23 protein-coding genes are annotated in these 25,387 nt (G+C 67.4%); 15 read left to right on the plus strand and 8 right to left on the minus strand.

The features are described from left to right. The first annotated feature begins 14 nt into the window (after positions 1 to 14). The 8 genes from J1M43_RS10715 to aqpZ all read left to right on the plus strand — a co-directional run bounded on the left by J1M43_RS10715 (position 15) and on the right by aqpZ (position 8,561). Positions 15 to 1,250, plus strand: a complete 1,236-nt coding sequence (locus tag J1M43_RS10715) for a hypothetical protein (RefSeq protein ID WP_206476649.1) — start codon at positions 15 to 17, stop codon at positions 1,248 to 1,250. Between the two features lie 86 nt (positions 1,251 to 1,336). Further along, complete coding sequence (locus J1M43_RS10720) at positions 1,337 to 2,017, plus strand: DUF4129 domain-containing protein (protein WP_206476650.1); 681 nt, start codon at positions 1,337 to 1,339, stop codon at positions 2,015 to 2,017. Between the two features lie 2 nt (positions 2,018 to 2,019). Beyond that, positions 2,020 to 3,222 carry a DUF4350 domain-containing protein gene (locus tag J1M43_RS10725; RefSeq protein ID WP_206476651.1) on the plus strand — a complete coding sequence of 401 codons (1,203 nt, stop codon included), beginning with the start codon at positions 2,020 to 2,022 and terminating at the stop codon, positions 3,220 to 3,222. Between the two features lie 53 nt (positions 3,223 to 3,275). Beyond that, on the plus strand, positions 3,276 to 4,199 hold the full coding sequence (locus tag J1M43_RS10730) for a MoxR family ATPase (protein WP_052166890.1): 924 nt from the start codon (positions 3,276 to 3,278) through the stop codon (positions 4,197 to 4,199). A 1-nt stretch (position 4,200) separates the two neighbouring features. Next, entirely contained in the window at positions 4,201 to 5,508 is a 1,308-nt protein-coding gene (locus J1M43_RS10735; RefSeq protein ID WP_206476652.1) for a DUF58 domain-containing protein, read from the plus strand. A 175-nt stretch (positions 5,509 to 5,683) separates the two neighbouring features. After that, positions 5,684 to 6,115 (plus strand): Fur family transcriptional regulator, encoded by a 432-nt coding sequence (locus J1M43_RS10740; RefSeq protein WP_274607439.1) that lies wholly within the window; start codon positions 5,684 to 5,686, stop codon positions 6,113 to 6,115. Then, on the plus strand, positions 6,116 to 7,615 hold the full coding sequence (locus tag J1M43_RS10745) for a catalase (protein ID WP_206476653.1): 1,500 nt from the start codon (positions 6,116 to 6,118) through the stop codon (positions 7,613 to 7,615). 181 nt (positions 7,616 to 7,796) lie between these two features. Next, entirely contained in the window at positions 7,797 to 8,561 is a 765-nt protein-coding gene (aqpZ, locus tag J1M43_RS10750; protein WP_206476654.1) for an aquaporin Z, read from the plus strand. Between the two features lie 68 nt (positions 8,562 to 8,629). Here aqpZ and J1M43_RS10755 read toward each other — a convergent pair whose 3' ends face one another. Next, positions 8,630 to 9,622, minus strand: a complete 993-nt coding sequence (locus J1M43_RS10755; RefSeq protein ID WP_206477367.1) for a stage II sporulation protein M — start codon at positions 9,620 to 9,622, stop codon at positions 8,630 to 8,632. A 16-nt stretch (positions 9,623 to 9,638) separates the two neighbouring features. Between J1M43_RS10755 and J1M43_RS10760 the strand changes: the two genes are divergently transcribed. Then, complete coding sequence (locus J1M43_RS10760) at positions 9,639 to 10,448, plus strand: RDD family protein (RefSeq protein ID WP_206476655.1); 810 nt, start codon at positions 9,639 to 9,641, stop codon at positions 10,446 to 10,448. A 112-nt stretch (positions 10,449 to 10,560) separates the two neighbouring features. Here the strand turns inward: J1M43_RS10760 and J1M43_RS10765 are convergent, their stop codons facing one another. After that, positions 10,561 to 10,767: a DUF3499 family protein gene (locus J1M43_RS10765; RefSeq protein WP_033104731.1), complete on the minus strand. Its 207-nt coding sequence runs from the start codon at positions 10,765 to 10,767 to the stop codon at positions 10,561 to 10,563. Between the two features lie 67 nt (positions 10,768 to 10,834). On the opposite strand from J1M43_RS10765, the gene J1M43_RS10770 reads away from it, so the two are divergent. Continuing rightward, a complete protein-coding gene (locus tag J1M43_RS10770) occupies positions 10,835 to 11,266 on the plus strand; it encodes a hypothetical protein (RefSeq protein WP_234000105.1) in 432 nt (143 codons plus the stop codon). Here J1M43_RS10770 and J1M43_RS10775 read toward each other — a convergent pair. The 4 genes from J1M43_RS10775 to manA form a co-directional block, all read right to left on the minus strand. Next, on the minus strand, positions 11,257 to 12,645 hold the full coding sequence (locus tag J1M43_RS10775) for a DUF5719 family protein (protein WP_206476656.1): 1,389 nt from the start codon (positions 12,643 to 12,645) through the stop codon (positions 11,257 to 11,259). The two genes, J1M43_RS10770 and J1M43_RS10775, sit on opposite strands and share 10 nt — an antisense overlap. Next, positions 12,642 to 15,683 (minus strand): glycosyltransferase, encoded by a 3,042-nt coding sequence (locus tag J1M43_RS10780; RefSeq protein ID WP_206476657.1) that lies wholly within the window; start codon positions 15,681 to 15,683, stop codon positions 12,642 to 12,644. Before J1M43_RS10780 ends, J1M43_RS10775 begins: the two co-directional genes overlap by 4 nt. Before the next feature lie 74 nt (positions 15,684 to 15,757). After that, positions 15,758 to 16,075 carry a WhiB family transcriptional regulator gene (locus J1M43_RS10785; RefSeq protein WP_084595453.1) on the minus strand — a complete coding sequence of 106 codons (318 nt, stop codon included), beginning with the start codon at positions 16,073 to 16,075 and terminating at the stop codon, positions 15,758 to 15,760. Positions 16,076 to 16,315: 240 nt separating this feature from the next. After that, complete coding sequence (gene manA, locus J1M43_RS10790) at positions 16,316 to 17,434, minus strand: mannose-6-phosphate isomerase, class I (RefSeq protein ID WP_206476658.1); 1,119 nt, start codon at positions 17,432 to 17,434, stop codon at positions 16,316 to 16,318. A 67-nt stretch (positions 17,435 to 17,501) separates the two neighbouring features. On the opposite strand from manA, the gene J1M43_RS10795 reads away from it, so the two are divergent. From J1M43_RS10795 to J1M43_RS10815, 5 genes are all read left to right on the plus strand, one after another. Next, positions 17,502 to 18,923, plus strand: coding sequence for an O-antigen ligase (locus tag J1M43_RS10795; RefSeq protein WP_206476659.1), 1,422 nt, complete (start codon positions 17,502 to 17,504; stop codon positions 18,921 to 18,923). Positions 18,924 to 18,940: 17 nt separating this feature from the next. Further along, positions 18,941 to 20,221, plus strand: coding sequence for an O-antigen ligase family protein (locus J1M43_RS10800; protein ID WP_307823402.1), 1,281 nt, complete (start codon positions 18,941 to 18,943; stop codon positions 20,219 to 20,221). Between the two features lie 70 nt (positions 20,222 to 20,291). Then, the gene (locus J1M43_RS10805) at positions 20,292 to 22,265 is read left to right on the plus strand and encodes a glycosyltransferase (protein WP_307823403.1); all 1,974 of its coding nucleotides are present in this window, start codon (positions 20,292 to 20,294) and stop codon (positions 22,263 to 22,265) included. After that, complete coding sequence (locus tag J1M43_RS10810; protein WP_206476660.1) at positions 22,262 to 23,224, plus strand: glycosyltransferase; 963 nt, start codon at positions 22,262 to 22,264, stop codon at positions 23,222 to 23,224. Before J1M43_RS10805 ends, J1M43_RS10810 begins: the two co-directional genes overlap by 4 nt. After that, a complete protein-coding gene (locus tag J1M43_RS10815) occupies positions 23,224 to 23,826 on the plus strand; it encodes a hypothetical protein (protein WP_206476661.1) in 603 nt (200 codons plus the stop codon). Before J1M43_RS10810 ends, J1M43_RS10815 begins: the two co-directional genes overlap by 1 nt. A gap of 21 nt (positions 23,827 to 23,847) precedes the next feature. On the opposite strand, the gene J1M43_RS10820 is transcribed toward J1M43_RS10815, so the two are convergent. Both J1M43_RS10820 and J1M43_RS10825 read right to left on the minus strand, forming a co-directional pair. After that, positions 23,848 to 24,588: an ABC transporter ATP-binding protein gene (locus J1M43_RS10820; RefSeq protein ID WP_206476662.1), complete on the minus strand. Its 741-nt coding sequence runs from the start codon at positions 24,586 to 24,588 to the stop codon at positions 23,848 to 23,850. Continuing rightward, on the minus strand, positions 24,588 to 25,382 hold the full coding sequence (locus J1M43_RS10825) for an ABC transporter permease (RefSeq protein WP_206476663.1): 795 nt from the start codon (positions 25,380 to 25,382) through the stop codon (positions 24,588 to 24,590). Before J1M43_RS10825 ends, J1M43_RS10820 begins: the two co-directional genes overlap by 1 nt. Between the last annotated feature and the right edge of the window lie 5 nt (positions 25,383 to 25,387).

The following is a 25,387-nucleotide window of genomic DNA, read 5'->3' on the forward strand; positions in this document are numbered from 1 at the left end:
TCGGAGGGAGCGCCGTGAGCGCACAGGGTTGGACAGCTGGACCGAGTTGGACGCCTGCCATCAAACCTGGGCTCATCCCGCTGCATCCGCTCACTTTCGGCGTTCTGCTCGGAAAGCCCTTCGCCACGCTGCGTCACAACCCGAAGGTGCTGTTCGGCTTCGCGATCGTCATTCAGCTCGTCGTCGCGGTCGTCACCGCAGTGGTCGTCGGCGCCGTCGTGTTCGCGACATTCCTGCGGATGGAATCGCTCTCCCCCAGTTCGCCCGATTTCTTCCCCGTGATGTGGGGTGCGATCGCGATCAACGCACTGGTCGTGCTGGCGATGAGTCTTGTGAGCCTCGCGTTCACGGCGATCATGCAGGGGGTCGTGGCGGCGAACGTCGGCCACGCAGCCCTGGGCGAGAAGCCGTCGCTCGGCAGGCTGTGGCGCCAGATGCGACCGGCGTTCTGGCGCCTGGTGGGCTGGAGCGTCCTGCAGTCGCTGGCCGCACTCGTGCTCCTCGCAGTGATCGGCGGCATCATCGCCGTCGGTGTCATGGCCGGCGTGGGCGGCTCCGCGGAGGGCGTCGGGCTCACCGTCGTGATCGGCATCCTGCTCGTGCTCGCGATGATCCCGCTGTGGGTGTGGCTGAGCACGAAGGTGCTGCTCGTGCCGTCGATCCTCGTGCTGGAGCGCGCCGGGATCCGTGCCGCGATCGTGCGATCGTGGCGGCTGACCCGAGGGCGGTTCTGGACCGCGTTCGGCGTGATCCTCCTCGTGAACCTGATCATGGGCGTCGCGGTCAGCGTCGTGAGCTTGCCGCTGTCGCTGCTGGGTTCGCTGTTCGGCACCGTGATCGCACCGACCGGCCCCAACGACACCTCCGGCATCGCGCTCTACCTCATCACCGCGCTCGCGCCGCAGCTGCTGATCTACGTGCTTCAGGCGGTCACCGTGGTCGTGCAGTGCGCCGCAGGCGTCTTCATCTACCTGGACTGCAGGATGCGATACGAAGGCCTCGACCACAGCCTCATCAGCTATCTGGAGCGACGCGACCTCGGCGCGAGCGAAGACGAGCTCGGCGACCCGTTCGCTGTCGACCCCGCTCGCGCCGTGAGCAGCACTCCGCCGCCCAAGCCGGTGCCCGCCTATCAGTCGGCGCCGGTCGGCTGGGGGCAGTATCCGCCGCAGCCGTACCAGGGGCCTCAGCCGCAGCAGCCTTATCCCGCCCAGCAGCCATATCCCGCCCAGCCGACCGGCGCCGACTGATAGGCGGGCACGAACTCCCCCGCGCCCGCTCAGCCGATCCCGCCGCAGACCGAGAGCCCGTGGGCGCCGCCCGGATCAGGTGGCGCGTGATCCGACTCGACATCGACCCGTACGTGCCGGACGGCGATGACGCACGACGCTGGGCCGAGCAGGAGCTTCAGGATCCGCGCTACGCCGACGCCAAGCCGACGTGGTTCGACTACCTCGCCGAGGACGTCGCGGAGTTCATCAGCGGCCTGTTCTCGCCCGACACGGGCCAGCAGGTGGGAAATGTGGCATTGATCATCGTGACGGTGGTCATCGTTGCCGCGCTCATCACCGTGCTGATCCTCTGGGGGCGGCCACGCGGTTCACGCCGGGTGAGGCGGCCCGCGACCGATCTGCTCGGCGAACGCGATCGTCGCACGGCAGCGCAGCTGCGGGCGGATGCTGCGCGCAGCGCACGCGAGGGCGATTGGGACGCCGCGACCGTGCTGCGCTTCCGCGCCCTCGCCCGTGCGCTGCTCGAACGCGACATCATCGATCCTGCTCCCGGTGCGACCGCGCAGGCGATCGCCCGCGAAGCCGCGGTCGCGTTCGATGCACAGCGCGTCGAACTGACTGCGGCGGCGAGCGCCTTCGACGATGTGCGCTACCTGCGCAGACCGGCATCCGAGCAGAGCTACCGTGCCCTCGCCGAGACCGATGACCGGCTGGCGTCGCTGCACCCTGTGCTCTCCGGCTCCCCCCTCTCCAACCCCGACGCGCTCGAGGGGGCGCAGGCTTGACGATGACAGCAGATCCGGTCGCCGGCGAAGCGGAGCATGCGCCCAGCACGGCGGTGCGTGAAAAGGGACGTCTGCGCTCTGCGCTCGGATGGGTGGCCATCGCCGCTCTCGTCGTCGTGTTCGCGCTCTTCATCGGGAGCATCACCATCAGCGCGCCCGACTCACGAGGAGCCCTCGACCCGGAGAGCGCAGACGAGTCCGGTGCCCTCGCGCTGGCCGAACTGCTGCGCGATCAGGACGTGGACATCACGATCGCGCGCACCCGCTCCGAGGCTGCGGCCGCTCTCGATGCCGACGGCACGCTCGTCATGGCCGACCCGTTCGCGCTGTCCGATCAGGCGGTCGAAGACCTCGTCGCGCCGGCCGATCGAACGGTCATCCTCTCCAGCGCGAGCCGTCTGCTTCGGATCTTCGAGCTGGGCGAGAACGCGCCCGCGACCTCAGACGCCGACGTGACCGCGCGGTGCGACCTGCCGGAGCTCGCCCAGGTCGGCGCCGTGCGCCCCGACCGCTTCTTCACCCCCGCAGACGGCGTCACCGGGTGCTACACGGACTCCGCCGGCGCAGCGGCACTGCTCGTCGATGACAGTGGCGACCGCCGTGTCGCACTGATCGAGGGCAGCGCGTTGTTCGGCAACGAGCACCTCGCCGAGAACGGGAACGCCGCCCTCGGGCTCGCCCTGCTCGGGCAGAGCGAGCACGTCGTCTGGTACGTCCCCTCGTTCGAGGACAGTGACATCGAGGCGCAGAGCGTGGACACCCTCGCCGCGCTCACTCCGCAGTGGGTGACACCGGCGATCCTCCTGCTCCTGCTCGCGGGCATCGTCGCAGGAATCGCCCGAGGTCAGCGGTTCGGCCCCCTCGTCGCGGAGACGCTGCCGGTGACCGTCCGGGCATCCGAGACCATGCACGGTCGTGCGCGTCTCACCGCGAAGGCCGCTGACGCCGCACATGCAGCGCGGGCGCTGCGGGATGGATCGCTGCGCCGCCTCGCCGCACGACTCGGGCTGACGGCACGGTCGACGCCGTCAGAGGTCGCGGATGCCGCAAGCGACCGGCTGCGTATCCCGCGCGGCTCGCTGCACCAGCTCCTCGCCGGTGAGCTGCCCTCGAACGACTCCGAACTGATCGACACCGCACGGCGGCTCGCCGAACTCGAAACGGCGGTCTCCACCGCCGTGCACGTGGAAAGGAACACACCGTGACCGACCCCTCCCCTGCCACCACAGCGCCTGACGAGGCTGAGCTGCGCGCAGCGATGCACCGCGTGCGCGCCGAGGTCGACAAGGCCGTCATCGGGCAGGCCGGCACGATCACCGGACTGCTGGTCTGCCTGCTCTCCCGCGGACATGTGCTCCTGGAGGGCGTGCCAGGGGTTGCGAAGACGCTGGTCGTGCGCTCGTTCGCTCGGGCGCTGGGCCTCGACACCAAGCGCGTGCAGTTCACCCCCGACCTCATGCCCGGCGACGTGACCGGCTCGCTCGTGTACGACGCGCGCACCGGGGAGTTCGAATTCCGCCAGGGCCCCGTGTTCACCAACATCCTGCTGGCCGATGAGATCAACCGCACCCCGCCGAAGACGCAGGCCGCCCTGCTCGAGGCGATGGAGGAGCGGCAGGTCTCAGCCGACGGAGTCAGCCGCGACCTGCCCGATCCCTTCCTCGTGGCTGCGACGCAGAACCCCATCGAGCACGAGGGCACCTACTCCCTGCCGGAGGCGCAGCTCGACCGATTCCTCATGAAGCTCGTGGTGGGCATGCCGGAGCGAGACGCAGAGGTGACGGTGCTGCGACTGCACGCTGGTGGCTTCTCGCCCCGCGAGCTCACCGGTGTGGATGCGGTCGTGACGGCGGACGAGATCCGCGCGGCGCAGGACGCGGCATCCGGGGTCGAGGTGACCGACGAGGTGCTGGGCTATGTCGTCGACCTCGCCCGCGCCACTCGCCAGTCCCCTTCGGTACTGCTCGGCGCGAGTCCGCGTGCCTCCACCGGTCTGCTCGCCGCTGCGAAGGCGTGGGCGTGGCTGAACGGCTCCAGCGCCGTCACCCCCGACCATGTGCAGACCATGCTCGTACCCGTCTGGCGCCACCGCCTGCAGCTGCGGCCGGATGCCGAGATGGAAGGCGTGTCGGCGGATGCCGTGCTCGCCAGCGTGATCCAGCAGACGCGGGTGCCGATCTAAGGTGTTCGTCTCCATCCGACTCGCCGTCGCCGTAGGGCTCGGTGTCATCCCCCTCGTCGCATTCAGCGCGGCGGGGGTGCCGGTGTGGGCTGTGCTGTCCGGGTGGCTGCTGCTGTGCGGCATCCTGCTCGTCGTCGACGTCGTGTCTGCGGCATCCGCACACGCGGTGACGGTGACCAGGCGCGTGCCGGCGCGTGCCCGGATGGGCGAGCCGGTGACGGCGAGCGTCGCGCTCCACAACCACGGAGCACGAACCATGAACGCGCTGTTGCGCGACGCGTGGCAGCCGACAGCCGGTGCGGATCCTGCGCGACTGCGTGTGAGGATCCCAGCGGGCGAGCGACGCAGGGTGGAGGTTCCGCTGCTCCCCCGCCGCCGCGGCGAACTGGTCAGTGAGTTCGTGTTCATCCGCTCCCGCGGACCGCTCGGACTCGGCGGCCGTCAGGCACGGCACGAGGTACGAGGCGCCACCAGGGTGCTTCCCGCGTTCTCCTCCCGCAAGCACCTGCCATCGCGGCTCGCGCGGCTGCGGGAGCTCGACGGCAACACGAGCATCCAGGTGCGGGGCCAGGGCACCGAGTTCGACTCACTGCGCGAATACGTGCGCGGCGACGACGTGCGTTCGATCGACTGGCGGGCGACTGCGAGGGCAGGCACGACCATGCTGCGCACGTGGCGCCCGGAGCGCGACCGTCACGTGGTGATCCTGATCGACACGGGCCGGACCGCCGCGGCCCGCGTCGGCGACGGCACGCGACTGGATGCTGCGCTGGAGGCATCCCTCCTGCTCGCCGCCCTCGCGATGAGGGCAGGCGATCACGTGCACCTGCTGCTGTACGACCGTGTCGTGCGCGGCCGGGTCACCGGCATCGATGGAGCAGGGCTCCTGCCCGCCATGACGGATGCGATGGCGCCGGTGCATGCCCGACTGGTCGACACCGACTGGGCAGGCGCGTTCGCCGCGATCCGCACTCTCACGACGCGGCCGTCTCTGGTGGTCGTCCTCACCGCACAGGATGCCGCGGAGTCTGCTCGTGGATTCCTCGGCGCCTTCCCCGACCCGTCACGGGCGACGACCGTGCTGGTCGGATCCGTGACGGACGATGCGGTCGGGGAGCTGGCGAAGCAGCGCGGATCGCGTGAGGAGATCTACCTCGCCGCGGCCGCCGAGCGCACCCTGCGCGACGCCGAGAACGTCGCGGACGCCATCCGCCGTGCGGGCGGAGAGGCGATCGCCGCAGACCCGGAGTCGCTGCCTCCGAAGATCGCCGACCGTTACCTGGAGCTCAAGGCCGCCGGTCGCCTCTGATCCGGGGTGGGTCAGCGCCCCGGCATCCACCGCTCACTCGCCCGCGGGAGGTGGTTGTTCGTGCCGCCTCACAGCCCGAGAAGCGACACGAAGCGACACCTCCGAACGGGTGTCGTGCGCCTAACGTGAATGATTCTTTATTGCTAACGATTCAGAACAATGCCAGACTGGACGCATGGAGATGACGACGGCAGCACCCGAGCGCCTGCGGGCCGCCGGGCTGCGCGTCACGGTTCAGCGCGTCGCGGTCCTCGATGCACTGACTGCACGTCCGCACGCATCCGCCGAGACGGTGTACTCCCGGCTTCGGGGCGATCTCAGCGGCGTCGCGCTGCCGACCGTCCACGGCATCCTGAACGACCTCACCGGTGCAGGGATCGTCCGCCGGGTGAGCCTTCCGGATGCGGCGAGCGCGCTTTACGAGGTGCAGGACGACTTCGACAACCACCACCACCTGCAGTGCGTGGAGTGCGGCCGTGTCGAAGACGTCGCCTGCGCCGTGGGCGAAGCGCCGTGCCTGCACCCCTCCCATGACCACGGGATGCGAATCCTCGAAGCCTCAGTGACCTACCGAGCCATCTGCTCCGATTGCGAAAGGAAGAAGTGAATGACTGACAAGACTTTCACCACCACCCAGACCGGCACACCGGTAGCCAGCGACGCACACTCGCTGACCTCCGGTGCTGACGGCATCACCGCGCTGCACGACCGCTACCTGGTCGAGAAGCTCGCCTCGTTCAACCGCGAGCGCGTGCCGGAGCGCAACCCGCACGCCAAGGGCGGCGGAGCGTTCGGCGAGTTCGTCGTCACGGAAGACGTCTCGCAGTACACCCGTGCCGCGGCCTTCCAGCCCGGCGCCAAGAGCGAGACGCTGATCCGCTTCTCGTCCGTCGCCGGCGAGCAGGGTTCGCCCGACACGTGGCGCGACGTGCGCGGCTTCTCGCTGCGCTTCTACACGACCGAGGGCAACCTCGACATCGTCGGCAACAACACCCCGACGTTCTTCCTCCGCGACGGCATGAAGTTCCCCGACTTCATCCACTCGCAGAAGCGCCTGACCGGCTCGGCTCTGCGCGACGCCGACATGCAGTGGGACTTCTGGACCCTCTCGCCCGAGTCGGCCCACCAGGTCAGCTACGTCATGGGAGACCGCGGCCTGCCGCGTTCGTGGCGCCACATGAACGGCTACGGCTCGCACACGTACCAGTGGGTCAACGCCGCGGGCGAGCGCTTCTGGGTGCAGTACCACTTCCTCACGCAGCAGGGCGTCGAGCCGATGTTCGCCGACGAGGCAGAGCGCATCGCCGGTCAGGACGCCGACTACTATCGTCGCGACCTGTACGAGGCCATCGAGCGCGGTGAGAATCCCTCGTGGGATGTCTACGTGCAGGTCATGCCGTATGAAGAGGCCAAGACGTACCGCTTCAACCCGTTCGACCTCACCAAGATCTGGTCGAAGAAGGACTACCCCCGTATCAAGGTGGGTACGTTCACCCTGAACCGCAACCCGCGCAACTTCTTCGCCGAGATCGAGCAGGCCGCGTTCTCTCCAGGCAACCAGGTGCCGGGGACCGGCATCTCGCCCGACAAGATGCTCATGGCCCGGGTGTTCTCGTACCCCGACGCGCAGCGCCACCGCATCGGCACCAACTACAACCAGCTGCCGGTCAATCAGCCGCACGCCGCTGAGGTGAGCAACTACATGCATGAGGGCAACATGCAGTATCACTTCAACTCCGCAGAGCACCGGGTGTACACCCCGAACTCCTACGGTGCAGCCGGTGGCCCCGAGGCCGACCCGCAGCGCGGTGTGGAGGCGAGCTGGGAGTCGGACGGCGCTCTGATCCGCACCGCAGCGACCCTGCACTCGGAGGACGACGACTTCGGTCAGGCGCGCACGCTGATCACCGAGGTCTTCAACGACGAGGAGCGTCAGCGCTTCATCGAGACGCTCGCCGGGCAGTACCAGGCCCTCACTGTTCCCGCCATCCAGGAGCGCTTCTTCTGGTATTGGGGCCAGGTCGACCAGGAGACCGCCGACAAGGTGCGCGAACTCGCTCAGAGCACCGCAGACGCTTCGGCTGACCCGGTGGGCGTCGGCGAGTAGCACACACCATTGCGAGGGGTCGGATGCTTCGGCATCCGGCCCTTCGTCGTCTCCGGGCAATGCATCCGCTGTGAGAACGCTGGGTGCACTCCGGCGCGCCTCCCTCACCGCCACCGCGTCCGCGTGGAAGATGTGCCGTGAATTCGGTCAACTTCGACTCGAACCGATGAGAGGGAATCCCATGAGTGAATCACTCGCCGAAGCCGCGCCTCCGACACCGTCGGTGGGCGCCCGACTCACTGCCGAGGCGCTCGGCACCTTCCTGCTGGTGTTCGGCGGCGTCGGCACAGCGCTGTTCGCCTCCAACCACTTCACCGACCCCGGATCGGGCTCGGCCGTCTACGTGGCCGTTGCGTTCGCGTTCGGCCTCACGGTCGTCGTGGGCGTCTACGCCTTCGGCCCGATCTCCGGTGGGCATTTCAACCCGGCAGTCAGCCTCGGCCTCGCCGCCGCCGGCCGCCTTCCCTGGCGGGATGTCCCCGGCTACGTCATCGCCCAGATCGTCGGCGGACTCATCGCGAGCACCGCGCTCGTGCTGATCGGCCTGTTCGGTCCGGACGGCTGGCTGACCACCGCACAGGATGCCGGCTTCGCCAGCAACGGCTGGGGCGAGTACTCCCCCGGCGGGTTCGGGATGTGGGGCGCGATCATCATCGAGGTGATCCTGACCGCGATCTTCCTGTTCGTGATCCTCGGCACGACGCACAAGCTGCGCCCGACCCCGTTCGCCGGTCTCGCGATCGGTCTCACGCTCACGCTGATCCACCTCATCAGCATCCCGGTCGACAACACCTCGGTGAACCCGGCCCGCTCGATCGCTGCGGCAGTCTACGGCGGAGTCGGCCCGTTGTCGCAGTTGTGGGTCTTCCTGGTGTTCCCGATCGTGGGCGCAATGATCGCGGGCTTCGCGTACAAGACGCTGCTCGACGGCACGAAGAAGTTCTGACCGCCGAATCCGCAACGACGCACGAAGAAGATCCCGCCTCCGGTTCATCCGGGGGCGGGATCTTTCCGTCAGCCGGCGACGAGCTGCGGCGTTCCCGCCTCGTACTCGAGCAGATCGCCGCGTTCACCGCGGCGGTGGGCACGTCCGCCGACGAGCAGCATGTAGACGAGGAACACTGCGAGCGCGGCAGCGCCGATGCCGATCTTGATCGGCCAGGGCAGCGACCAGCCAGTGATGAAGCCTTCGACGAGCCCCGACAGGAACAGCGCGAACACGAGGCCGATCGCCACTGTCGCGAGAGCTCTTCCCTCCTGGGCGAGTGCGGTCGCGCGGCTGCGCCGCCCGGGTGCCACCCATGCCCAGAACAGGTGCAGGCCGCCGGCGGCCGCGACGAAGATGCTCGTCATCTCGAGCATCCCGTGCGGAAGGATGTAGAGCACCATCACGTCGAGGCGGTCATGCACTGCCATGACGGCCGCTGAGACGCCGAGTCCGAACGCGTTCTGCGCGAGCGCGTAGATCGGCCAGATCCCGGTGACGCCGAAGAGCACGCATTGCACGGCGATCCACGCGTTGTTCGTCCACACCATCCCGGCGAACACGGCGGCCGGGTTCTCGGTGTAGTACTCGGTGAAGCTCTCTTCGGCGTACTGCTCGAGGAAGTCCGCTGGTCCGAGTGCGGCGACGAGCGCGGGGTCGCTCGAGATCCAGGCTGCGACTCCCACGGTGATCGCGATGAATGCGAGCGCGATCACGAGAGTCGTCCATCGCAGTCGATAGAGGGCGGCCGGCAGTTGATCGGTGAAGAACCGCGCCGTCTGTGTGAGGATGCTGTCGGACGCACCCGTCAGTCGCAGCCGCGCCTTCGCGAGGATCGACGACACGTAGGCGCCCTGCGGAGTGTCCCCCACCGAGGTCTTCAGCTCGGCGAGGTCTGCCGATGCTGCGCGATACCGCACGATGAGCTCGTCCACGCCCTCGCCGTCGAGTCGCTGGCGGCTGAGTTCGTCCAGCCGCTCCCACTCGGTACGGCGGGCATCGCTGAGAGCATCGGCATCCACCTGATTTACTGTACTCATGTCCATGCCGATCGACACCGCCGACGAGGTGCTCTCCGGCGAAGCCGTCGCCATCGACGTGCAGCCGCTCAGCTTCTTCATGCGCGCCCTCGGCGCTCTGATCGACATGATCGTCAGCTGGATACTGTTCCTGCTGTTCCTCTGGCTGCGCACGTGGCTGCTGGGCAGCGGAATCGTCGATGCATCGATCGACGGCATCCTGAACGTGACGGCGATCGTCGTGTGCTTCGTGGTCGTGCCGATCGTGGTCGAACTCGCGACACGCGGGCGAAGCCTCGGGCGTCTGGCCGTCGGCGGTCGCATCGTGCGCCTGGACGGCGGTGCGGCCGGGTTCCGGCATGCATTCATCCGGGCCCTGGTCGGCGTGCTGGAGATCTACATGACGTTCGGCGCGATCGCGATCCTGGCCGGTGCGTTCACGGCCCGATCGCAGCGGCTCGGCGATCTGGTCGCCGGCGCGTACAGCCAGCGCGTGCGTACCCCGCAGCTCGTCGCGCTCGCTCCGGTGATGCCCCAGGCACTGGCCGACTGGGCGCAGATCGCCGATGTCGCGCGGATGCCGGATCGCCTGGCACGGCGCGTCTCGCAGTTCCTGCAGCACGCGGAGCGGATGTCACCGCCCGCCCGCGCCCGCATCGCCCAGGAGCTCGTGACGGAGACGGCCCGCTACGTGTCGCCGCAGCCGGTCGCCCACCCGGAGCAGCTTCTGATCGCCATCACGGTGCTTCGCCGGGAACGGGAGCGTCGAGCGCTCGCGATCGCCGACGCCAGGGCCGAGAAGCTCACCGGACGCCACGTCGGCGTCTGAGGCCCTTCGACAGGCTCAGGGATCGGCAGGCTCAGGCCCTTCGACAGGCTCAGGGATCGACAGGCTCAGGCCCTTCGACAGGCTCAGGGATCGGCAGGCTCAGGGAGCAGGCTCAGGCGCGCATCGCCTCGTGACGCACGACGATCCACCCGGTCGGCACGGACACCCGCTCCGCATGCTGGGAACACAGGTCATGCGCGTTGGGGTGGTTCGTGCCACCCAGCGGACCGAGCGCGGCCATCTGGTCGCCGTAATCGTAGGTGAGCGTCGCCACCGCCTCACGGGCGCAGGTGACCTTCGAGCAGAGCCGTCCGTCCATCTGTGCCAGCGTAGAACGCTCCGCAGTCTCCGCGCGGATGCCGCGCGGGACACCTTAGACTTTCGTCATGCCCCGTCGCCGGTCCGATCGCACCAGTGCCGCGCCCCGTCGTGGGGCGCGCCACGGCCGTCATGGGCGCCTCGGACGCAGTGAGGTCGTGCGTCCGCCACTGCCGCCGCTGGAGGGTCGCGTGGACCGGTTCGACGTCACGATCGGCACCGCGGTGGAGTTCCTGCGCGGCACGTGGCCCGAGCTGCAGGAAGTGCGCTTCGAGATCGGCGCGCTGCCGCTCACTGCCGACACGACAGGTATCCCCCGCTGGCACCTCGATCGTGAGGGGCGCCGGATCGTGCTGTTCCGCATCCCGATAGAGCGGCTGCTTCCACCAGGACATGACGACGCCATGCACCGCCGGATCGCGATCGAGAGCGCGGTCTTCCGTGCCGCCGCAGAGTACGTCGGCAAGGATCCGTGGGAGTTCGGCCCCGATCAGGGATAGACGGTGACGGGGTCGGCGGCGGCGGCCCCCGACCAGATCGGCCAGCCCGCGATCTGGTTCGTGCCCGCCATGGTGATCGCGGCGTGCACTGGAGCGTCCATCGTCAGCGAGTACGTGCTGCCCTGGGAGAGATCGATGGCAGCGGTGCCGCCGGCGGGAACGGCGATCTCCTGTGCAGCGCCGCCTGCGGTGGGTGCGAGAGTGGCCGAGACGGCTGAGTCACCGGAATTGACCAGGTGGATTTGCGGGCGCGGGCCGTTCGGCACGGCGATGAGCACCTCGCTGGAAAGCTGAGGGGCCGGTGTCATCCATGCGAAGTCGGCACCAGCGCCGATGCCGCTGACCTGACGGACGGCTCCGACCACCGGCACTTCGGCCGTGACGTCGACGGTGTACATGCCGGTCTCCAGCCCGTCGAGGTTCACTTCCGCCGGGATCCCCGCATCCAGGGGGACGGAGAGTTGCCGCACGACCTCATCGTCTGATCGGACGGTGATGCTCGCCTCTCCGCTTTGATCGGTCGCCATCAGCCTGAGCAGCGAGACAGGGTAGTCGGCGTTCTCGACCAGCACCTGAACACCCGCGAACGTGAGGTCGGTGCGCGGAGACCCCGCCGTGTCCTGCAGGTCGATTCCGGATGGGTCGAGCGTGCGGATGAGTGAGGACTGCAGCACCGCACGCAGCGGCGCGCCGGCGGCGGTGACTCGAACGACGGGCTGCTGCAGTCCCGCAGCGACGGACGCCAGTGGTACAGCGAGCTGAGTACCGGCAGGCACGAGCGTCGTGGTCGACGACTGCTCGCTTCCGAACACCGTGATCGTCGCCGTGGCGGTGACGTCACCGGGGTTGGACAGGATGATGAGGTCGCTCGTTCCGGTCTCGACGGTGCCGCCGACCAGCCACGACTCCGTGCTCGGCTCGCGGCATGCGCTGCCGGCCAGACCGGAGAGGTCGTCGGCTGCCAGCGAGATCGACTCCGCCGCCCCGATCAGCGCGGCAGAGCCCTGATCGGGGCTGCCGACGATCTTGCTCGGGCCGGTCGCCGGACCGCTGAAATCGGCGGTGGACAGATCGACGGCTGCGAGCTCGGAGCTCTCACTCGTGCCGACGCTGTCGCGTGTCAGCGCGAAGTCGCCTGCGGAAGACATCTGTCCGGCATTCTGCGTGTTGCGGCCGATCGCGCGGAAGTCGCCGGTGCACACGAGCGTCGAGTCTCCTGCGGTCGGCGTCACGGACACCTGAGCGGGTTCGTTCACCACGCCGGGCCACGGCAGAGCGACGGCGGCCGTCACGCCCACCACGCAGCCGACTGCGACGGCCGCTCCGACGAGCAGCCTGGCGCCCGTGGCGACGACACGGATCGCACGGTTCTGGGTCATCGCTCCTCCTCCCGGTCGGTGCTGTGTTCAGCTTCGACGCCCTGCTCCGGATCGGATTCCTCGAGCGCATCCTCAGCGGTCTCATCGTCTGCATCAGCGGTGTCGGCGGGGGCATCGGCAGTGTCGGCGTCTGCATCAGCGGTGTCGACGATGTCGTCTTCGCCGTGCGGATCGCGCTGATCCGGATGCTCTTCGTGCGCCTGATCGTCGTGGCGCCTGGGAAGCACGATCGGCTCTTCGGGCGATCGTCCGACGATGCGCGACTGCGCGCGCGCGGCGCGCCTGGAGGAGCGAGTGGGGATCGCGAGCAGGAGCGCCGCGAACAGGACGATCAGCTGCAGCGTCGTGACGGCGGTGGCCGTGCCTTCCTGCACGTTGCTGAGGGCTGCCCGCTCAGCGGGCGTGGCCTCGAGGCGCCAGAGCACGCCCTTCTCCGTCTCCCCGACCTTCACGAACCCGGCGCGCTGGTCGAGGGCGGTGATCGCTGCCACTCGGAAGGCGCGGGCGGCATCCGACTCATCGGTGTCGACCTGATCGAGAAGGACGAAGTGGATGCCATGAGCGCCGAGTTCGGACGGCGCGTCGAAGGTGCGCGTCGAGAGCAGATCCACCGACAGCGCGCTGATGTCCGTCCCCGGCGGCCTGGTGGCGGTGCTGAGCATCGTCGTCTGCGCCCCGAGCGTCTCACTCGCGCCCCACACGACCTCAGCCGCCAGTCCGCCGTCGTTCTGCGGAACGAGGACGAGAGTCGCGATATCGCGGTCACCCTTCGCCTCGGCCGCGACAAAGGCAGGAAGAGTGCTCTCCGGCCCTTCGGTGAGCACGGTGCGGTCGGTGTGCAGAGCGGTGAGGGCAGGCACCGCGCACAGCGCGAGCGCGAGGCCCGCGACGGTGACCGCGGACACGCGCAACTTGGGCAGTGTCACGGCGGTGTCGAGCGTGACCAGTGCCGCGCCGACGACGCCGGCCCAGGCGAGGCTCAAGCCGGTGCCTGGCCAGATCTCGACGGGCACGCCGTTCGCGAAGCTGACGACCACGCCGACTGCGACGAATGCCGTCGCGAGACCCGTCATCGCGACGGCCAGAAGGGTGATGCCCGCACCCCACCGAGGCGCGATCGCCGCGGCCAGAGCAAGCAGCGCGATCGGAACGATGAGCAGCGGCGCCCAGACGGCGACTGCCGGGTCGATCACTTCGGTCCAGCCGGCCAGATCGGAAGTGGGGAATCCTGTCGCCAGCAGCAATCGTCCTGCGCTGTCGCCTGCGACCTGCGGGCCGGCCCACGCCATCCCCGGATCGGCGAAGACCGCCCAGAGGTCGCCGTACCGAACCTGCCAGATCACCAGCGGCGCGAACAGCACCGCAGTGGGGGCCAGCATCCAGAGCAGACGGACCGCACCGTGGAACCAACCGCGGGTCAGCACGATCACGAGGGCCGTGGCCCAGAGCAGGCCGAGGGCCGGGGCGAGCACCGGCGCGCATGCGAGGACGGCGGCGAGAATGATGGATGCCGCACCGGCTGCACCCCATGAACGATGCGCGACGACTGCGGCGTGGAAGAGCCACGGCAGCAGCAGATGCAGCAGAACAGCAGCCGGTCGGCCTTCGACCAGGGCGGTGAGGAAGGTAGGCGCGAGCGCCCATGCGACGCCGCCGAAGATGCGCAGGCCGCCGCGGTCGGTGATCCGCGTCGCCGCGAACCAGCCCCCGAGCACGGCGAGAGGAAGGGCGAGCAGCCAGAGCAGCACGACCGAGAATGAAGGAGCGCCGGCCCACAGCGTACCGAGCACGGCGATGACTCCGGAGAAGGGATCTGCCGGGCCGACGACTCCGATGCCGAGGCCGTGCTGACCCCATGCCGCGTCTTCCCATAGCGCCGCTACGGTGTTGCGCAGGGGCAGCAGGGCTCCCCCGCCGATCGCCGGCCACGCCAGCAGCGTGAAGAACGATGCGACGCCGACGACGAGAGCACCGAGCACCGCCCAGGCACCGCCGCCCGAGAAGAAGTTCAGTTCGCTGAGCGCGCCGCCCTCGCTGCCATGGCCGTCGTCGAGGCGGCGATTCAGCTGCGCGCGCGTCATGCGCAGCGGGGCGATGCTCGACCAGGTCGCGGTGCGGGAGGAGCGGATGCCCTTCCGTGAATGCGCGACGGCGCCGACACGCACCATCGCCATGATGGCCGCGCCCCACTCGGGGAAGACCGATGCCGGACGTTTGCCGATCAGATGCACGATGGTGCGCCACAGCGCCAGAGGCAGCAGCGAGAGCCAGTGCAACGGGACCGCTGCCGCCGGAGCGTAGGAGAGGCGGCGGTGCAGCTGTGCGAGCCGCGTGACGTAGGCGCGTTGCGCTGCGTTGCGCGGAAGGGCTGCAGGCCCGTCCGGGTGCACGGACACGCGCGCGCCCGGTGCCAGCACGACGCGGGCGCCCGAGAGCCGTGCACGCACGCCGAGGTCGAGCCCCTCGTCCGCACCGGCAAGGGCGGGGTCGGGCCGAAGCCGATCACGTGCCTCGCTGCGGATCAGGATGCCGCGGACATCCGAGCCGAGCGCGTCTTCACCCCTGTCGTGCTGACCCTGGTCGAGCTCGCCTGCTGCCAGTTCGACCGAGCGACCCAGCGTGGTCATGGTGACACCGAGCGATACGAGCTCGCGTTCGTTGTCGACGTTCACGAGCTTGGGCGCCGCGAACGCCGCGGACGGCGAGCGCTCCAGTGCCCCCGCGAGTTGTGCGAGGGCCTGCGGGTGGGGTGCGGTGTCGTGGGCGAGCAGCCATACCGCGGCGCCTTCGGCCACGCGCGGCCTGGCGAGTTCCACTGCCTCGGCGTACGAGGTTCCGCCATGCGCTTCGATGATGCCTTCCACGACAGCCGCGACGGCGTCGCTGGCGCGCGCACCCGATCCATCGCCCGATACGACCAGTGTGACCGCATCGGGGCGGCGGGTCTGGAGAGTCAGCGCGTCGAGTGTCCGCAGCAGCTGTGCATGCGCGGATGAACCGGGGCGCGCGACGATGATGGCATGAACTGGGGTAGGCATGGCCTGGTCAGCCTATGCTCTGACTTCGCCGCCCGCGGTCACCCCGCCCGGCGTGCCCGGCAAGCTATGAGGGATCAGCCGGCGCTGCGCTTGAGCTTGCGGCGCTCGCGCTCGCTGAGCCCGCCCCAGATACCGAAGCGCTCGTCATTGTTCAGCGCGTATTCGAGGCATTCGCCACGCACGTCGCACGACGAGCAGATCTGCTTCGCGTCACGAGTCGAACCGCCCTTCTCGGGGAAGAACGCCTCAGGGTCGGTCTGCGAGCACAGTGCATCCGTCTGCCACGACAGCGTGCTTCCCTCGTCGGGCTCTGCTCGCCTGACCCCGGGTACCCCGAGATTGACCGGATCAACAAACCAGTTCTCGGGAACGTCGGAACGGTAACCCGTCATGTCGCTCTCCTTGCCCTTCAGAATGCCCCCCACCGGGCCTTGCTGAACTAATTACACCCGTGTCATTCGCTGCGGTCAAGTCGCAGATACTAAAGCCTCAATCGAGGATTGAAGGTTCACGGCGTGTCTACGGCGTGTCGCTTCAGGCGGGATTCAGTACCGGGCATCTCGGGCGTGTTCATCGGTTGGGATCGGCTACCGATCGTCGAGGAGAAGTGCGGTGATCGACAATCGAGCGGATCAGCTGCCGGGCTGCGCGATGAACGCCTCGCCGACGCCGCTCAGCAGCACCGATGTCTCATCGATCGCGAAGGCGGCCGTTCCGACCGGAACAGCGAGCGCGACACCGTCGGCACCCGTGACACTGACTTCTCCCCCGGTCGAGAGCACCATCGCGGGGCCGGAGACCTCCATCGACAACGGCGTGCCCTCGAGCACGACGCGCCGCAATGCGAAATCCGGCACCTCGATCGGGTAATCGGTCACCGCACCCGCCGCAGGTGCCAAGACCGGCACCGCGGCCGGGGTGGTGTCGAGCACCGACAGCAGTTCGGGCACATCGATGTGCTTCGGCGTCAGCCCGCCGCGCAGCACGTTGTCGCTCGCCGCCATGATCTCGACGCCGAGGCCGGAGATGTAGGCGTGCAGGAGCCCCGCGCGCAGGAAGATCGCCTCGCCACGGCCGAGGACGAGGTAGTTCATCAGCAGCGCGACGACCACACCGGGGTCGCCGGGGTATCGGCCGGCGATCGACCGCACCGCCTCGAGTTCTGCGTCGAATTCATCGGACGATGCACCGGCGAGTGCGGCGATGATCTCATCGACCTCGCGCTGCGCGTCGCCGGAGAGCAGCCAGCCGACAGCATCCCTCAACGCATCCTCATCGCTGCCGCCCTCGAGTCGCGAGCGCAGCGCGCGCACGCCGGACGACGCGCCCAGCGCATCCAGAAGTCGCAGCGTACCGGCGACGGGACGCAATCCTCCGAGCGCCTCGAAGCGGTCGCTGAGCGCGACGATGAGCTCGGGCTTGTGGTTGGCGTCGCGGTAATTGCGCGCGGGGTCGTCCGCGGCGAGGTCCCGCTCCTTGTCCCAACCGTCTCGCGCCTGGGTGATCGTGGGGTGCACCTGGATCGAAAGCGGATCAGCGGCGGCGAGCAGCTTCAGCAGATAGGGAAGAGTGCCCTCGGTGACCGCATCGAGCGTCGAGCCGCCTGCGATGTCCGCGGGGTCGCCGGCGTGGTCGCCGAACCAGACTTCGGCCTCCGCGACGCCGGTGGACTCGCGTCCCTCCAGGTCGGCGAGGAGGGATGTCGACCCCCAGGCGTAGTCACGGGGTTCGTTCGACAGGCTCAGCAGCATGGCACCAGCGTAGCGATCCGGACGTGGCACAGCAGGCGGCGGGCTTCGGCGCGGTAGCCTGAACCCGATGGCGCAGTACACGAAGCATCCAGTGACAGCCCCGCCCACCGCGCCGGAGCGCGAGTCGACGGGGCATCTGCTGTTGCGCGGCTACGTCATCCTCGTTTTCGTCGCAGGTTTCGCACACACCGCCCTGTACAACCTCCTCGGCATGTACGGAGCCGGCGCGGTGATGATCGTGCTCACACTCGCCGCCCTCGCGATCGGCATTCCGATGATCGCGCGCGCCAGGCCGCATCCGTTCCCCTGGCGGCGGCTGCCGTGGTCCGCGCTCGGGTACGTGGCGCTCGCGCTGGTGTCGGTGACGTGGTCCCAGTGGCGGCTCCCCACGGTCCTGACCTGGCTGCTGCTCGTCGCCATCACCGTGAACGCGCTCCTGATCGCCCACGTCCTCAGCTGGCACGGGATCGTGCGAGCGCTCGCATCTGCGTTCAAATGGATTCTCGGGCTGTCCCTCGCTCTGGAACTCTGGGTGTCGCTGGTCGTGCGCGGGCCCCTGCTGCCGAACTTCCTCACGCTTCCCGATGATGACATCAATCCGCACTGGTACTGGGTGCGCGACAACCTGTTCGACGGCGGGCGCATCCAGGGCATCGTCGGCAATTCCAACATGCTCGCGATCATCAGCCTGTTCGCGATCGTCACGTTCGGTGTGCGCTTCGCGCTGCGCGCACGGTGGCGCACGACACTCGTGATGTGGATGCTGGTCGCGGCGTACATGATGGTCCGCGCGTCGTCGGCGACGACGTACGTATGCGCACTCGCGGCGGGTGTCGTCCTCATGATCGCACTGCTCATCCGCCGGGCCCGCACACCGGGGGCGCGCGCACGGATCTACGCGATCAGCGGTGGGGCTGTCGTCATCGTCGTGGCCGCCCTGATCGTGTTCCGCCGACCGCTGTTCGAGATGCTCGGCCGCAGCGCAGACCTGACCGGACGCACCGACGTCATCTGGGCGAAGGTGCTGGAACGCGCAGCGACTCACCCCGTGATCGGCAACGGCTTCTCGAGCCCCTGGATCCCGACCGACCCGTCGTTCGACGGGTGGATCATCGATCAGGGCATCACCGTGTTCCACGCGCACAACATGTGGCTCGATGTGCTCATGCAGCTCGGCGCGGTGGGCGTGGTGCTCATGGCTGCGGCGTACTTCGGACTGCTCTGGCGCGCCTGGTTCTTCGCCGCCGATCGACCGCGATGGAATCTGCGCGCCGATCGACCGTACTCCCCTCTGACGCTGCTCCCTCTGCTGTTCACGGTCATCCTGCTCGTTCAGGGCCTCGCGGAGTCCACTCCGATCATGCTCTGGGGATGGCTGCTGCTGATCCTCTTCTCGTTCAAGATCAAGTCGGTTCCCCTGGTCGGCGTCGGGCTCAACGAGCAGTCCCGCGTGACCGAGCACGGCAGTACGGCGCGGCGGGTCCCGTGAGCTCAGCGGCGGATCGGGTGAGCCGTCTGCTCGGCTCCGTCGAGATGGCGCGGGCGTACACGCTCGCGGCGCTCACCGCGACGTTCGCTTCATTCGCGATCGAGCAGATGACGTCGTCGACGACGTACGCGACGATCATCGTCATACTGTGCGTGCTCGGCGTGGCGATCCTCTTCGTGCGACGGGAGGAGCTGTCGCTGCTGCGGCTCGCGCCCTCGTCGCTGCTCGCGTTCCTCGCACTAGCGCTCGCGAGCCTGATCTGGACGACGGATCGCTCCGACTCGCTCGTCGGATGGATCTGGACATTCGGATTCGCGGTGCTGGCGATCACGATCGGACATATCCGCGACACGCTGCAGACCGTGCGCGCGATCGGCGACACGCTGCGGGCGCTGCTGCTCGCCTCGCTCGCGGTGGAGATCCTCTCCGGCATCCTCCTCGACGTACCCATCTCGTTCCTCGCCGTCGAGGGGAATCTCGCGATCGGCGGGCCCATCCAGGGAATCTTCGGCACCCGCAACATGCTGGGCTTCATCGCGGTGATCGCGCTGATCACGTTCTTCATCGAATGGCGCACCCAATCGGTCATCGCGCCCATCGCGGTTCCGTCGATCGCGCTCGCCGGCTTCCTCGCGCTCGTGTCGGCGTCTCCGACGGTGCTGGTGCTGGCTGTCGCCGTCGGCGTCGTGACCGCGGCCCTGACGATCGTGCGGCACACGTCGGCGGCGCATCGCAATCTGGTGCAATGGATGCTGGGGGCACTGGCTGTCGCTTCGCTCGTCGTGGCTTTCGCGTTCCGGCATCCGATCATCGCCTGGATGGGCGCAGGGTCCGATTTCTCCATCCGGGCTGATCTGTGGAACAAGATCCTCGACTTCGTGGCGATCAGGCCGCTTCAGGGCTGGGGCTGGTTCGGCCCGTGGCAGCGCGGTGAGTATCCGTTCACCTACATCAACTATCTGCTCAACAACCAGCACCAGACCGCGTTGAACGCGTTCTTCGACGTATTGCTGCAGCTCGGCATCGCCGGGTTCCTGCTGTTCCTGATCCTGGGCGGTGTCGCGCTGATCAGATCGTGGCTGGTCGCCAGCGTGCGGCACTCTGTCGTGTACGCCTGGACTCCGCTCGTGCTCGTCACGCTCGCGGTCGACTCGATGTTCGAGAGCTTCACACTTGCCGGTGCGGGCTGGTTCATGCTCGTGCTGTGCGCACTGCGCGCCGGACAGTCGAGGTCATGGCGCGAGAACATCGATGCGGCGAACACCGGGGCGATACCGACGCTGCGGCCGCAGGTGTAGCGGCGACGCATGTCATAGCGTGCTGGGCGCGCTCTGCGAAGTTCTGCATGACCGGAAGGTAGGCTACTTCGTGCCCGCTGAACCAGCCGAGCGCCCACCCGGGCGGGGCGAAGCAATCCCGGAGATCTCGCCCGTGACCCACGTCCTGCAGAACGTCGTCTTCCCTCTCGACCGCGACCCCGACCTCCTACCGCTGTACGCCGATCCTGAGACATGGTCCGTGATCGATGAGGAGCCCGTCCGCGTCTCGAACCGCGCACATCTGGGCAACATCCTCGGCCGTAACAGCGCACGCATCGTCGCCGGCCGGCGAGTCTCGCTCGGCACGTACTTCAACGCATTCCCGGCGTCGTATTGGCAGCACTGGACGAGCGTGCGTCAGGTGCGGCTGACTGTTCGGACCAACGGCCCCGCGACGATCCTGGTCTACCGTTCGAACGGCTCCGGAGTGCGTCAGCGCGTGGACACGAGAGAAGTCACGGGCGACGCGGAGACCTCCTTCGACCTTGCGCTCACGCAGTACAGCGACGGCGGATGGATCTGGTTCGATATCGTCGCCGATGAGAAGTCCGCCGTTCTGGAAGGCGCGGAATGGACGACCGAGCAGGAGCCTGCACGCGTCGGAAAAGCCTCGCTCGGCATCACGACGTACAACAAGCCGGATTACTGCGTCGAGACCCTCCAGGCGCTGGCGGCCTCACCCGATGCACTCGAGTTCGTCGATCGCATCTTCCTCATCGATCAGGGCACACAGCTCGTCGCGGAGCAGGAGGGCTACGACGAGGTCGCGGCTGAGCTCGGCGACACGCTTCATGTCATCAGGCAACCCAATCTCGGTGGCTCGGGCGGTTTCGCCCGTGCGATGCACGAGACACTGCAGCGCCCGGAGAGCGACTTCGTGCAACTGCTCGATGATGACGTACGGCTCGAGCCCGAGTCCGTGCGGCGCTCGATCGTGTTCGGACAGTTCGCGACCAACCCCGTGCTCGTCGGCGGTCACATGTTCGACCTGCTCGACCGTCCCAAACTCCACGGCTGGGCGGAAGTGCTCGACAAGGTTCCGTTCATGTGGCGCAATCTCTATCAGGAGAAGATGCCGCATGACTTCGGTACATCGAACCTGCGCCAGTCGAAGCTACTGCACATGCGCATGGATGCCGACTACAACGGCTGGTGGATGTGCCTCATCCCTCTGGACGCGATCCGCAAGGTCGGGCTCTCATTGCCCGCCTTCATCAAATGGGATGATGCGGAGTTCTGCCTCCGTGCAGGCGAGGCCGGTTTCCCGACCGTCTCGATGCCCGGTGTCGCGCTCTGGCACGTGTCGTGGGTCAACAAGGACGACTCGATCGACTGGCAGGCGTACTTCCACGCCCGCAACCGCATCGTCGCGGGGCTGCTGCACTCGGAAGTTCCGCGTGGCGGCCGCCTGCTGAAGCACAGCCGCCGCGTCGACCTCAAGCACTTGATGATGATGCAGTACTACCCCGTCGCACTGCGTGCTCAAGCCTTACGTGACATTCTGTCCGGGCCGGCGCATATGCGCGAGAACCTGGCGACGGCCATGCCGCGCGCTCGCGCGCTCGCCGCCGAATATCCCGAGACCGTGGTGCATCGGGATCCATCGACCGTGTTGCATTCGAGACATGGCCGCCGGGTGTATAAGCAGCAGAAGCAGAACGACTTCGACAGCCCGACCGGATTGCAACTGCGGGTGTTCACCCTTTCGACACTCATCGCGCACTGGCTTCACAGGCCGAATCCAGAAAACGTAGAGAAGCCAGAAGTCGAGTTCGGCAAGGGCGATGCACATTGGTGGCGCTTGCCCAACTTCGACAGTGCTCTGGTGAGCGCCGCAGACGGATCCGGCAAGAACATCTACACAAGAGACCGCAAGAAGTATCGCCATATGCTGCGCGACACGATACGTCTGCACGCCGAGTTGAGGCGTCGGTGGCCCGAACTACAGAAGCAGTATCGGCAGGCACTTCCGGAGCTCGTCTCCCCCGATTCCTGGCAGCAGATCTTCGAGGAGAAGGCATGACCGCGGCGCCTGCTGCATTCGACCCCGCGTCGGCGACGATCGTCATCGTCACCTACAACCGCTCGCATCTGCTCACCCGGCTGCTCGAGAGCATCACGGGCATGGATCCGAAGCCCGGGCACGTGGTGATCATCGACAACGCATCGGCTGACGACACGACAGAGGTCGTCGACTCGTTCCGCGAACGCATCGGCGCGGAGATCGTGTACCGCAAGCTGGAGACCAACACGGGTGGGTCCGGTGGGTTCAGTGAGGGCATGCGCACCGCGTACGAACTGGGTTCCGAGTGGATCTGGATGATGGACGACGACGTCGAGGTGATCCCGGACGGCCTGGCGCGGATGGGTAAATGGACTCCGCGCTTCAAGAGCATCCAGGGACGACGCTACGACTACGACGGCAGCGAGTTCTACTGGCAGTACCGCATCGCCGAGCGGATGGGCATTCCGATCCCCTTCGCGCCGGCCGGATTCGACGCGTCAGGCTTCAAGGAGATGAACAGCGGATGCTTCGAGGGGATGTTCATCCACCGCTCGATCGTGACGCAGATCGGACTCCCCGATCATCGGTTCTTCATCTACTGGGATGACCAGATGTACGGCTGGCTCGCATCAAGGCTGACCACCGCCGTCATCGTGGACGAATTCGTGCTGCGCCGCACCCGCGAGATCAAGCAATGGGACATGGGCGTTCGACACATGAACGCCTCAAGCAACGCGTATCGCTACTACATCATGCGCAACCGGGCGTTCATCAAGAACTACTACCGCGTGCACGGCGTCTACAACCCTGTGCTGTTCGGACTCGGCACCACGGCGACGTTCTTCAAAGAGCTCATCCGGCTGCTCTTCGTCGAACGGACGGTGCGGGGCACGAGCAATCTTTTCCGAGGCATCCGCGATGGTGGGAAGATCGGTCGAGACCGCGCCTGGCAACCCATGCCCGCATTGGAGAAGTGATGAGCGACGAGCAGCAGCCCCGCGCCGAGTGGATCTTCCCTGAACAGAAGAAGAGCAACAAGGGACGCATCTGGCTGATCGTAGGCCTGTCCGTCCTGGCTGTGGCCATCGTCGCGGCTCTGCTGTTCTTTCTGCTGCCGCGAGGCGGTGAGCCCGAGCCGACGCCCACGCCCACGGATTCCGCGAGCTCCACGCCCACGCCGACTGCCACGCAGACGCCGACGGCCACCCCGACGCCGACCGCCGCTCCCACGCAAGAGCCGGGGGCCACTCCTCCGTCCGTTCCGGATCCCGACATCCCCACGTTCGCCGCGCAGGTTCAGCCGCGCCTTGACGATGCTTCGACAGGGCTCACGATCGCCGCCGATCTGGGCGGCCAGGAGGCCGCTCAGGTCGTCGAATCGCTGCAGCAGGATGCCGGGCGTCTGTCGGATGCTGCGGCTCCGAGTTCGATCTCGTCGGCGTGGTACGAGGGCGTCGGACAGTACAACGCGCGGCTCGGAGAGCTCCGAAGCGCGTTCGAGAGCGGTTCCGACACGCAGAGTGCTATGAACGCCGCCACCGCAGCTCTGAAGGACCTCCGGGCGCTCGTCGGACTCTGATTCGCTCGACGCGTTCGTCGGCTAAGCCGCCGGCATCGAGTCGGCGTTATACCGGTCGAGTACCTCGTTGATGCCGGCATCCAGCACCAACGCGCCCTTGTTGAGGTACAGGCCACGAGTGCAGAAGCGACGCAGGTCACGTTCGTTGTGGCTGACGAAGAACAGCGTGCGTCCATCGGCGAGAAGCTCGTCGATGCGCTTGTAGCACTTGTCGCGGAATGCCTTGTCGCCGACGGCGAGAACCTCATCGACGAGCAGGATCGGCTCGTCGAGCTGCGACACCACGGAGAACGCAAGACGAACCTTCATCCCGTTCGAGAGGTGCTTGTACGGCGTCTCCTGGAATTCCTCGAGCTCGGCGAACGCGATCATCTCGTCGTAGCGGCTTGCGATCTCCGACTTCGGCATGCCGTGCAAGCCCGCGGTGAGGCGCACATTCTCGCGGACGGTGAGATCGCCCACGAAGCCGCCAGTGAGTTCGATGAGCGGCGCGACTCCCCCGTTGACCGTGACAGACCCCTCGTCGGGAAGCAGCACTCCGGCGACGAGCCGGAGCAGCGTGGACTTACCCTGTCCGTTGCGACCGACAACACCGATGGACTCCCCGGGCTGCACATCGAATGAGACGTCGCGCAGTGCCCAGAACTCTCCTGGACGGCCACGACGTGAAGCTCCGGCGAACAGGTCCTTGAAGCTGCGTCTGCCCCGCCGGTTGCGGCGGAAATGCACGCCGAGTCCCTGCACTTCGATCGCTGCAGCCATCAGAGCTCCTTCAAGACCGGGCGCTCGAGGCTGCGGAACACCCACAAGCCCAGTACGAAGATCAATAGAGTCATCGCTGCCCCGATCAACACCGTGTTCAGGTGCCACTGATCGGGGAAGAACGCCATCCGGTAGAGCGTGAAGATGCCGGCCAGCGGGTTGAACGACCCGATCGTCTCGAAGGGGCCGGGAAGGTTCGAGACGCTGTAGATGATCGGCGTCGCGTAGAACAGAGCACGCAGGATGAGGCCCGTCGTCCGTTCCAGATCAGCGTAAAGCGCACACAGCGGGGCAACGAGCATACCGAGCCCCACAAGCAGGATCACTTGCAACGTCATGGCGACGGGGAACCAGAGGATACCCCAGCCGAACTCCGTTCCCGGCGAGAATATCGCGAAGAGAACGAGCACCGGGAGTGAGAACAGGAACTCCATACCCTTGCTCAGCACGATCCGGTTCACCCAGATCGATCGCGGGATGTTCGTCGAACGGACGAGTCGCGAGTCCTTCTTGAACGCCTTGGTGAAATCCGAGACCGACGAGTTGAACCAGACCCATGGCAGCAAAGCGCTGATGAGGAAGACGATGTAAGGGTCTTCGCCCACGTCACGCTCGAACACTTGGGTGAACACGAACCAGTAGATCGCGCTCATCACCAGCGGGTCCAGCACCGACCACAGGTAGCCGAGCCAACTGGTGGCGTAGCGGACCTTCAGGTCGCGCGCCGACAGCAGCCACAGCGAATGCAGATATCGCCGGGGCGTACCCGGCGCCCCGACAGCAGCGTGACTCACGGTTC

This window comes from Microbacterium sp. KRD172 (genome assembly GCF_017168295.1).
In the GTDB taxonomy this organism is placed as follows: domain Bacteria; phylum Actinomycetota; class Actinomycetes; order Actinomycetales; family Microbacteriaceae; genus Microbacterium; species Microbacterium profundi.

Coding starts and splice junctions, on each gene's coding strand:
- manA (WP_206476658.1), bottom strand. CDS start 17,434: ATGCTGCTGAGCCTGTCGAACGAACCCCGTGACTACGCCTGGGGGTCG.
- J1M43_RS10745 (WP_206476653.1), top strand. CDS start 6,116: ATGACTGACAAGACTTTCACCACCACCCAGACCGGCACACCGGTAGCC.
- J1M43_RS10740 (WP_274607439.1), top strand. CDS start 5,684: ATGGAGATGACGACGGCAGCACCCGAGCGCCTGCGGGCCGCCGGGCTG.
- J1M43_RS10765 (WP_033104731.1), bottom strand. CDS start 10,767: ATGGACGGACGGCTCTGCTCGAAGGTCACCTGCGCCCGTGAGGCGGTG.
- J1M43_RS10725 (WP_206476651.1), top strand. CDS start 2,020: ATGACAGCAGATCCGGTCGCCGGCGAAGCGGAGCATGCGCCCAGCACG.
- J1M43_RS10815 (WP_206476661.1), top strand. CDS start 23,224: ATGAGCGACGAGCAGCAGCCCCGCGCCGAGTGGATCTTCCCTGAACAG.
- J1M43_RS10775 (WP_206476656.1), bottom strand. CDS start 12,645: ATGACCCAGAACCGTGCGATCCGTGTCGTCGCCACGGGCGCCAGGCTG.
- J1M43_RS10820 (WP_206476662.1), bottom strand. CDS start 24,588: ATGGCTGCAGCGATCGAAGTGCAGGGACTCGGCGTGCATTTCCGCCGC.
- J1M43_RS10770 (WP_234000105.1), top strand. CDS start 10,835: ATGCCCCGTCGCCGGTCCGATCGCACCAGTGCCGCGCCCCGTCGTGGG.
- J1M43_RS10810 (WP_206476660.1), top strand. CDS start 22,262: ATGACCGCGGCGCCTGCTGCATTCGACCCCGCGTCGGCGACGATCGTC.
- J1M43_RS10795 (WP_206476659.1), top strand. CDS start 17,502: ATGGCGCAGTACACGAAGCATCCAGTGACAGCCCCGCCCACCGCGCCG.
- J1M43_RS10785 (WP_084595453.1), bottom strand. CDS start 16,075: ATGACGGGTTACCGTTCCGACGTTCCCGAGAACTGGTTTGTTGATCCG.
- J1M43_RS10780 (WP_206476657.1), bottom strand. CDS start 15,683: ATGCCTACCCCAGTTCATGCCATCATCGTCGCGCGCCCCGGTTCATCC.
- J1M43_RS10730 (WP_052166890.1), top strand. CDS start 3,276: ATGCACCGCGTGCGCGCCGAGGTCGACAAGGCCGTCATCGGGCAGGCC.
- J1M43_RS10760 (WP_206476655.1), top strand. CDS start 9,639: ATGTCCATGCCGATCGACACCGCCGACGAGGTGCTCTCCGGCGAAGCC.
- aqpZ (WP_206476654.1), top strand. CDS start 7,797: ATGAGTGAATCACTCGCCGAAGCCGCGCCTCCGACACCGTCGGTGGGC.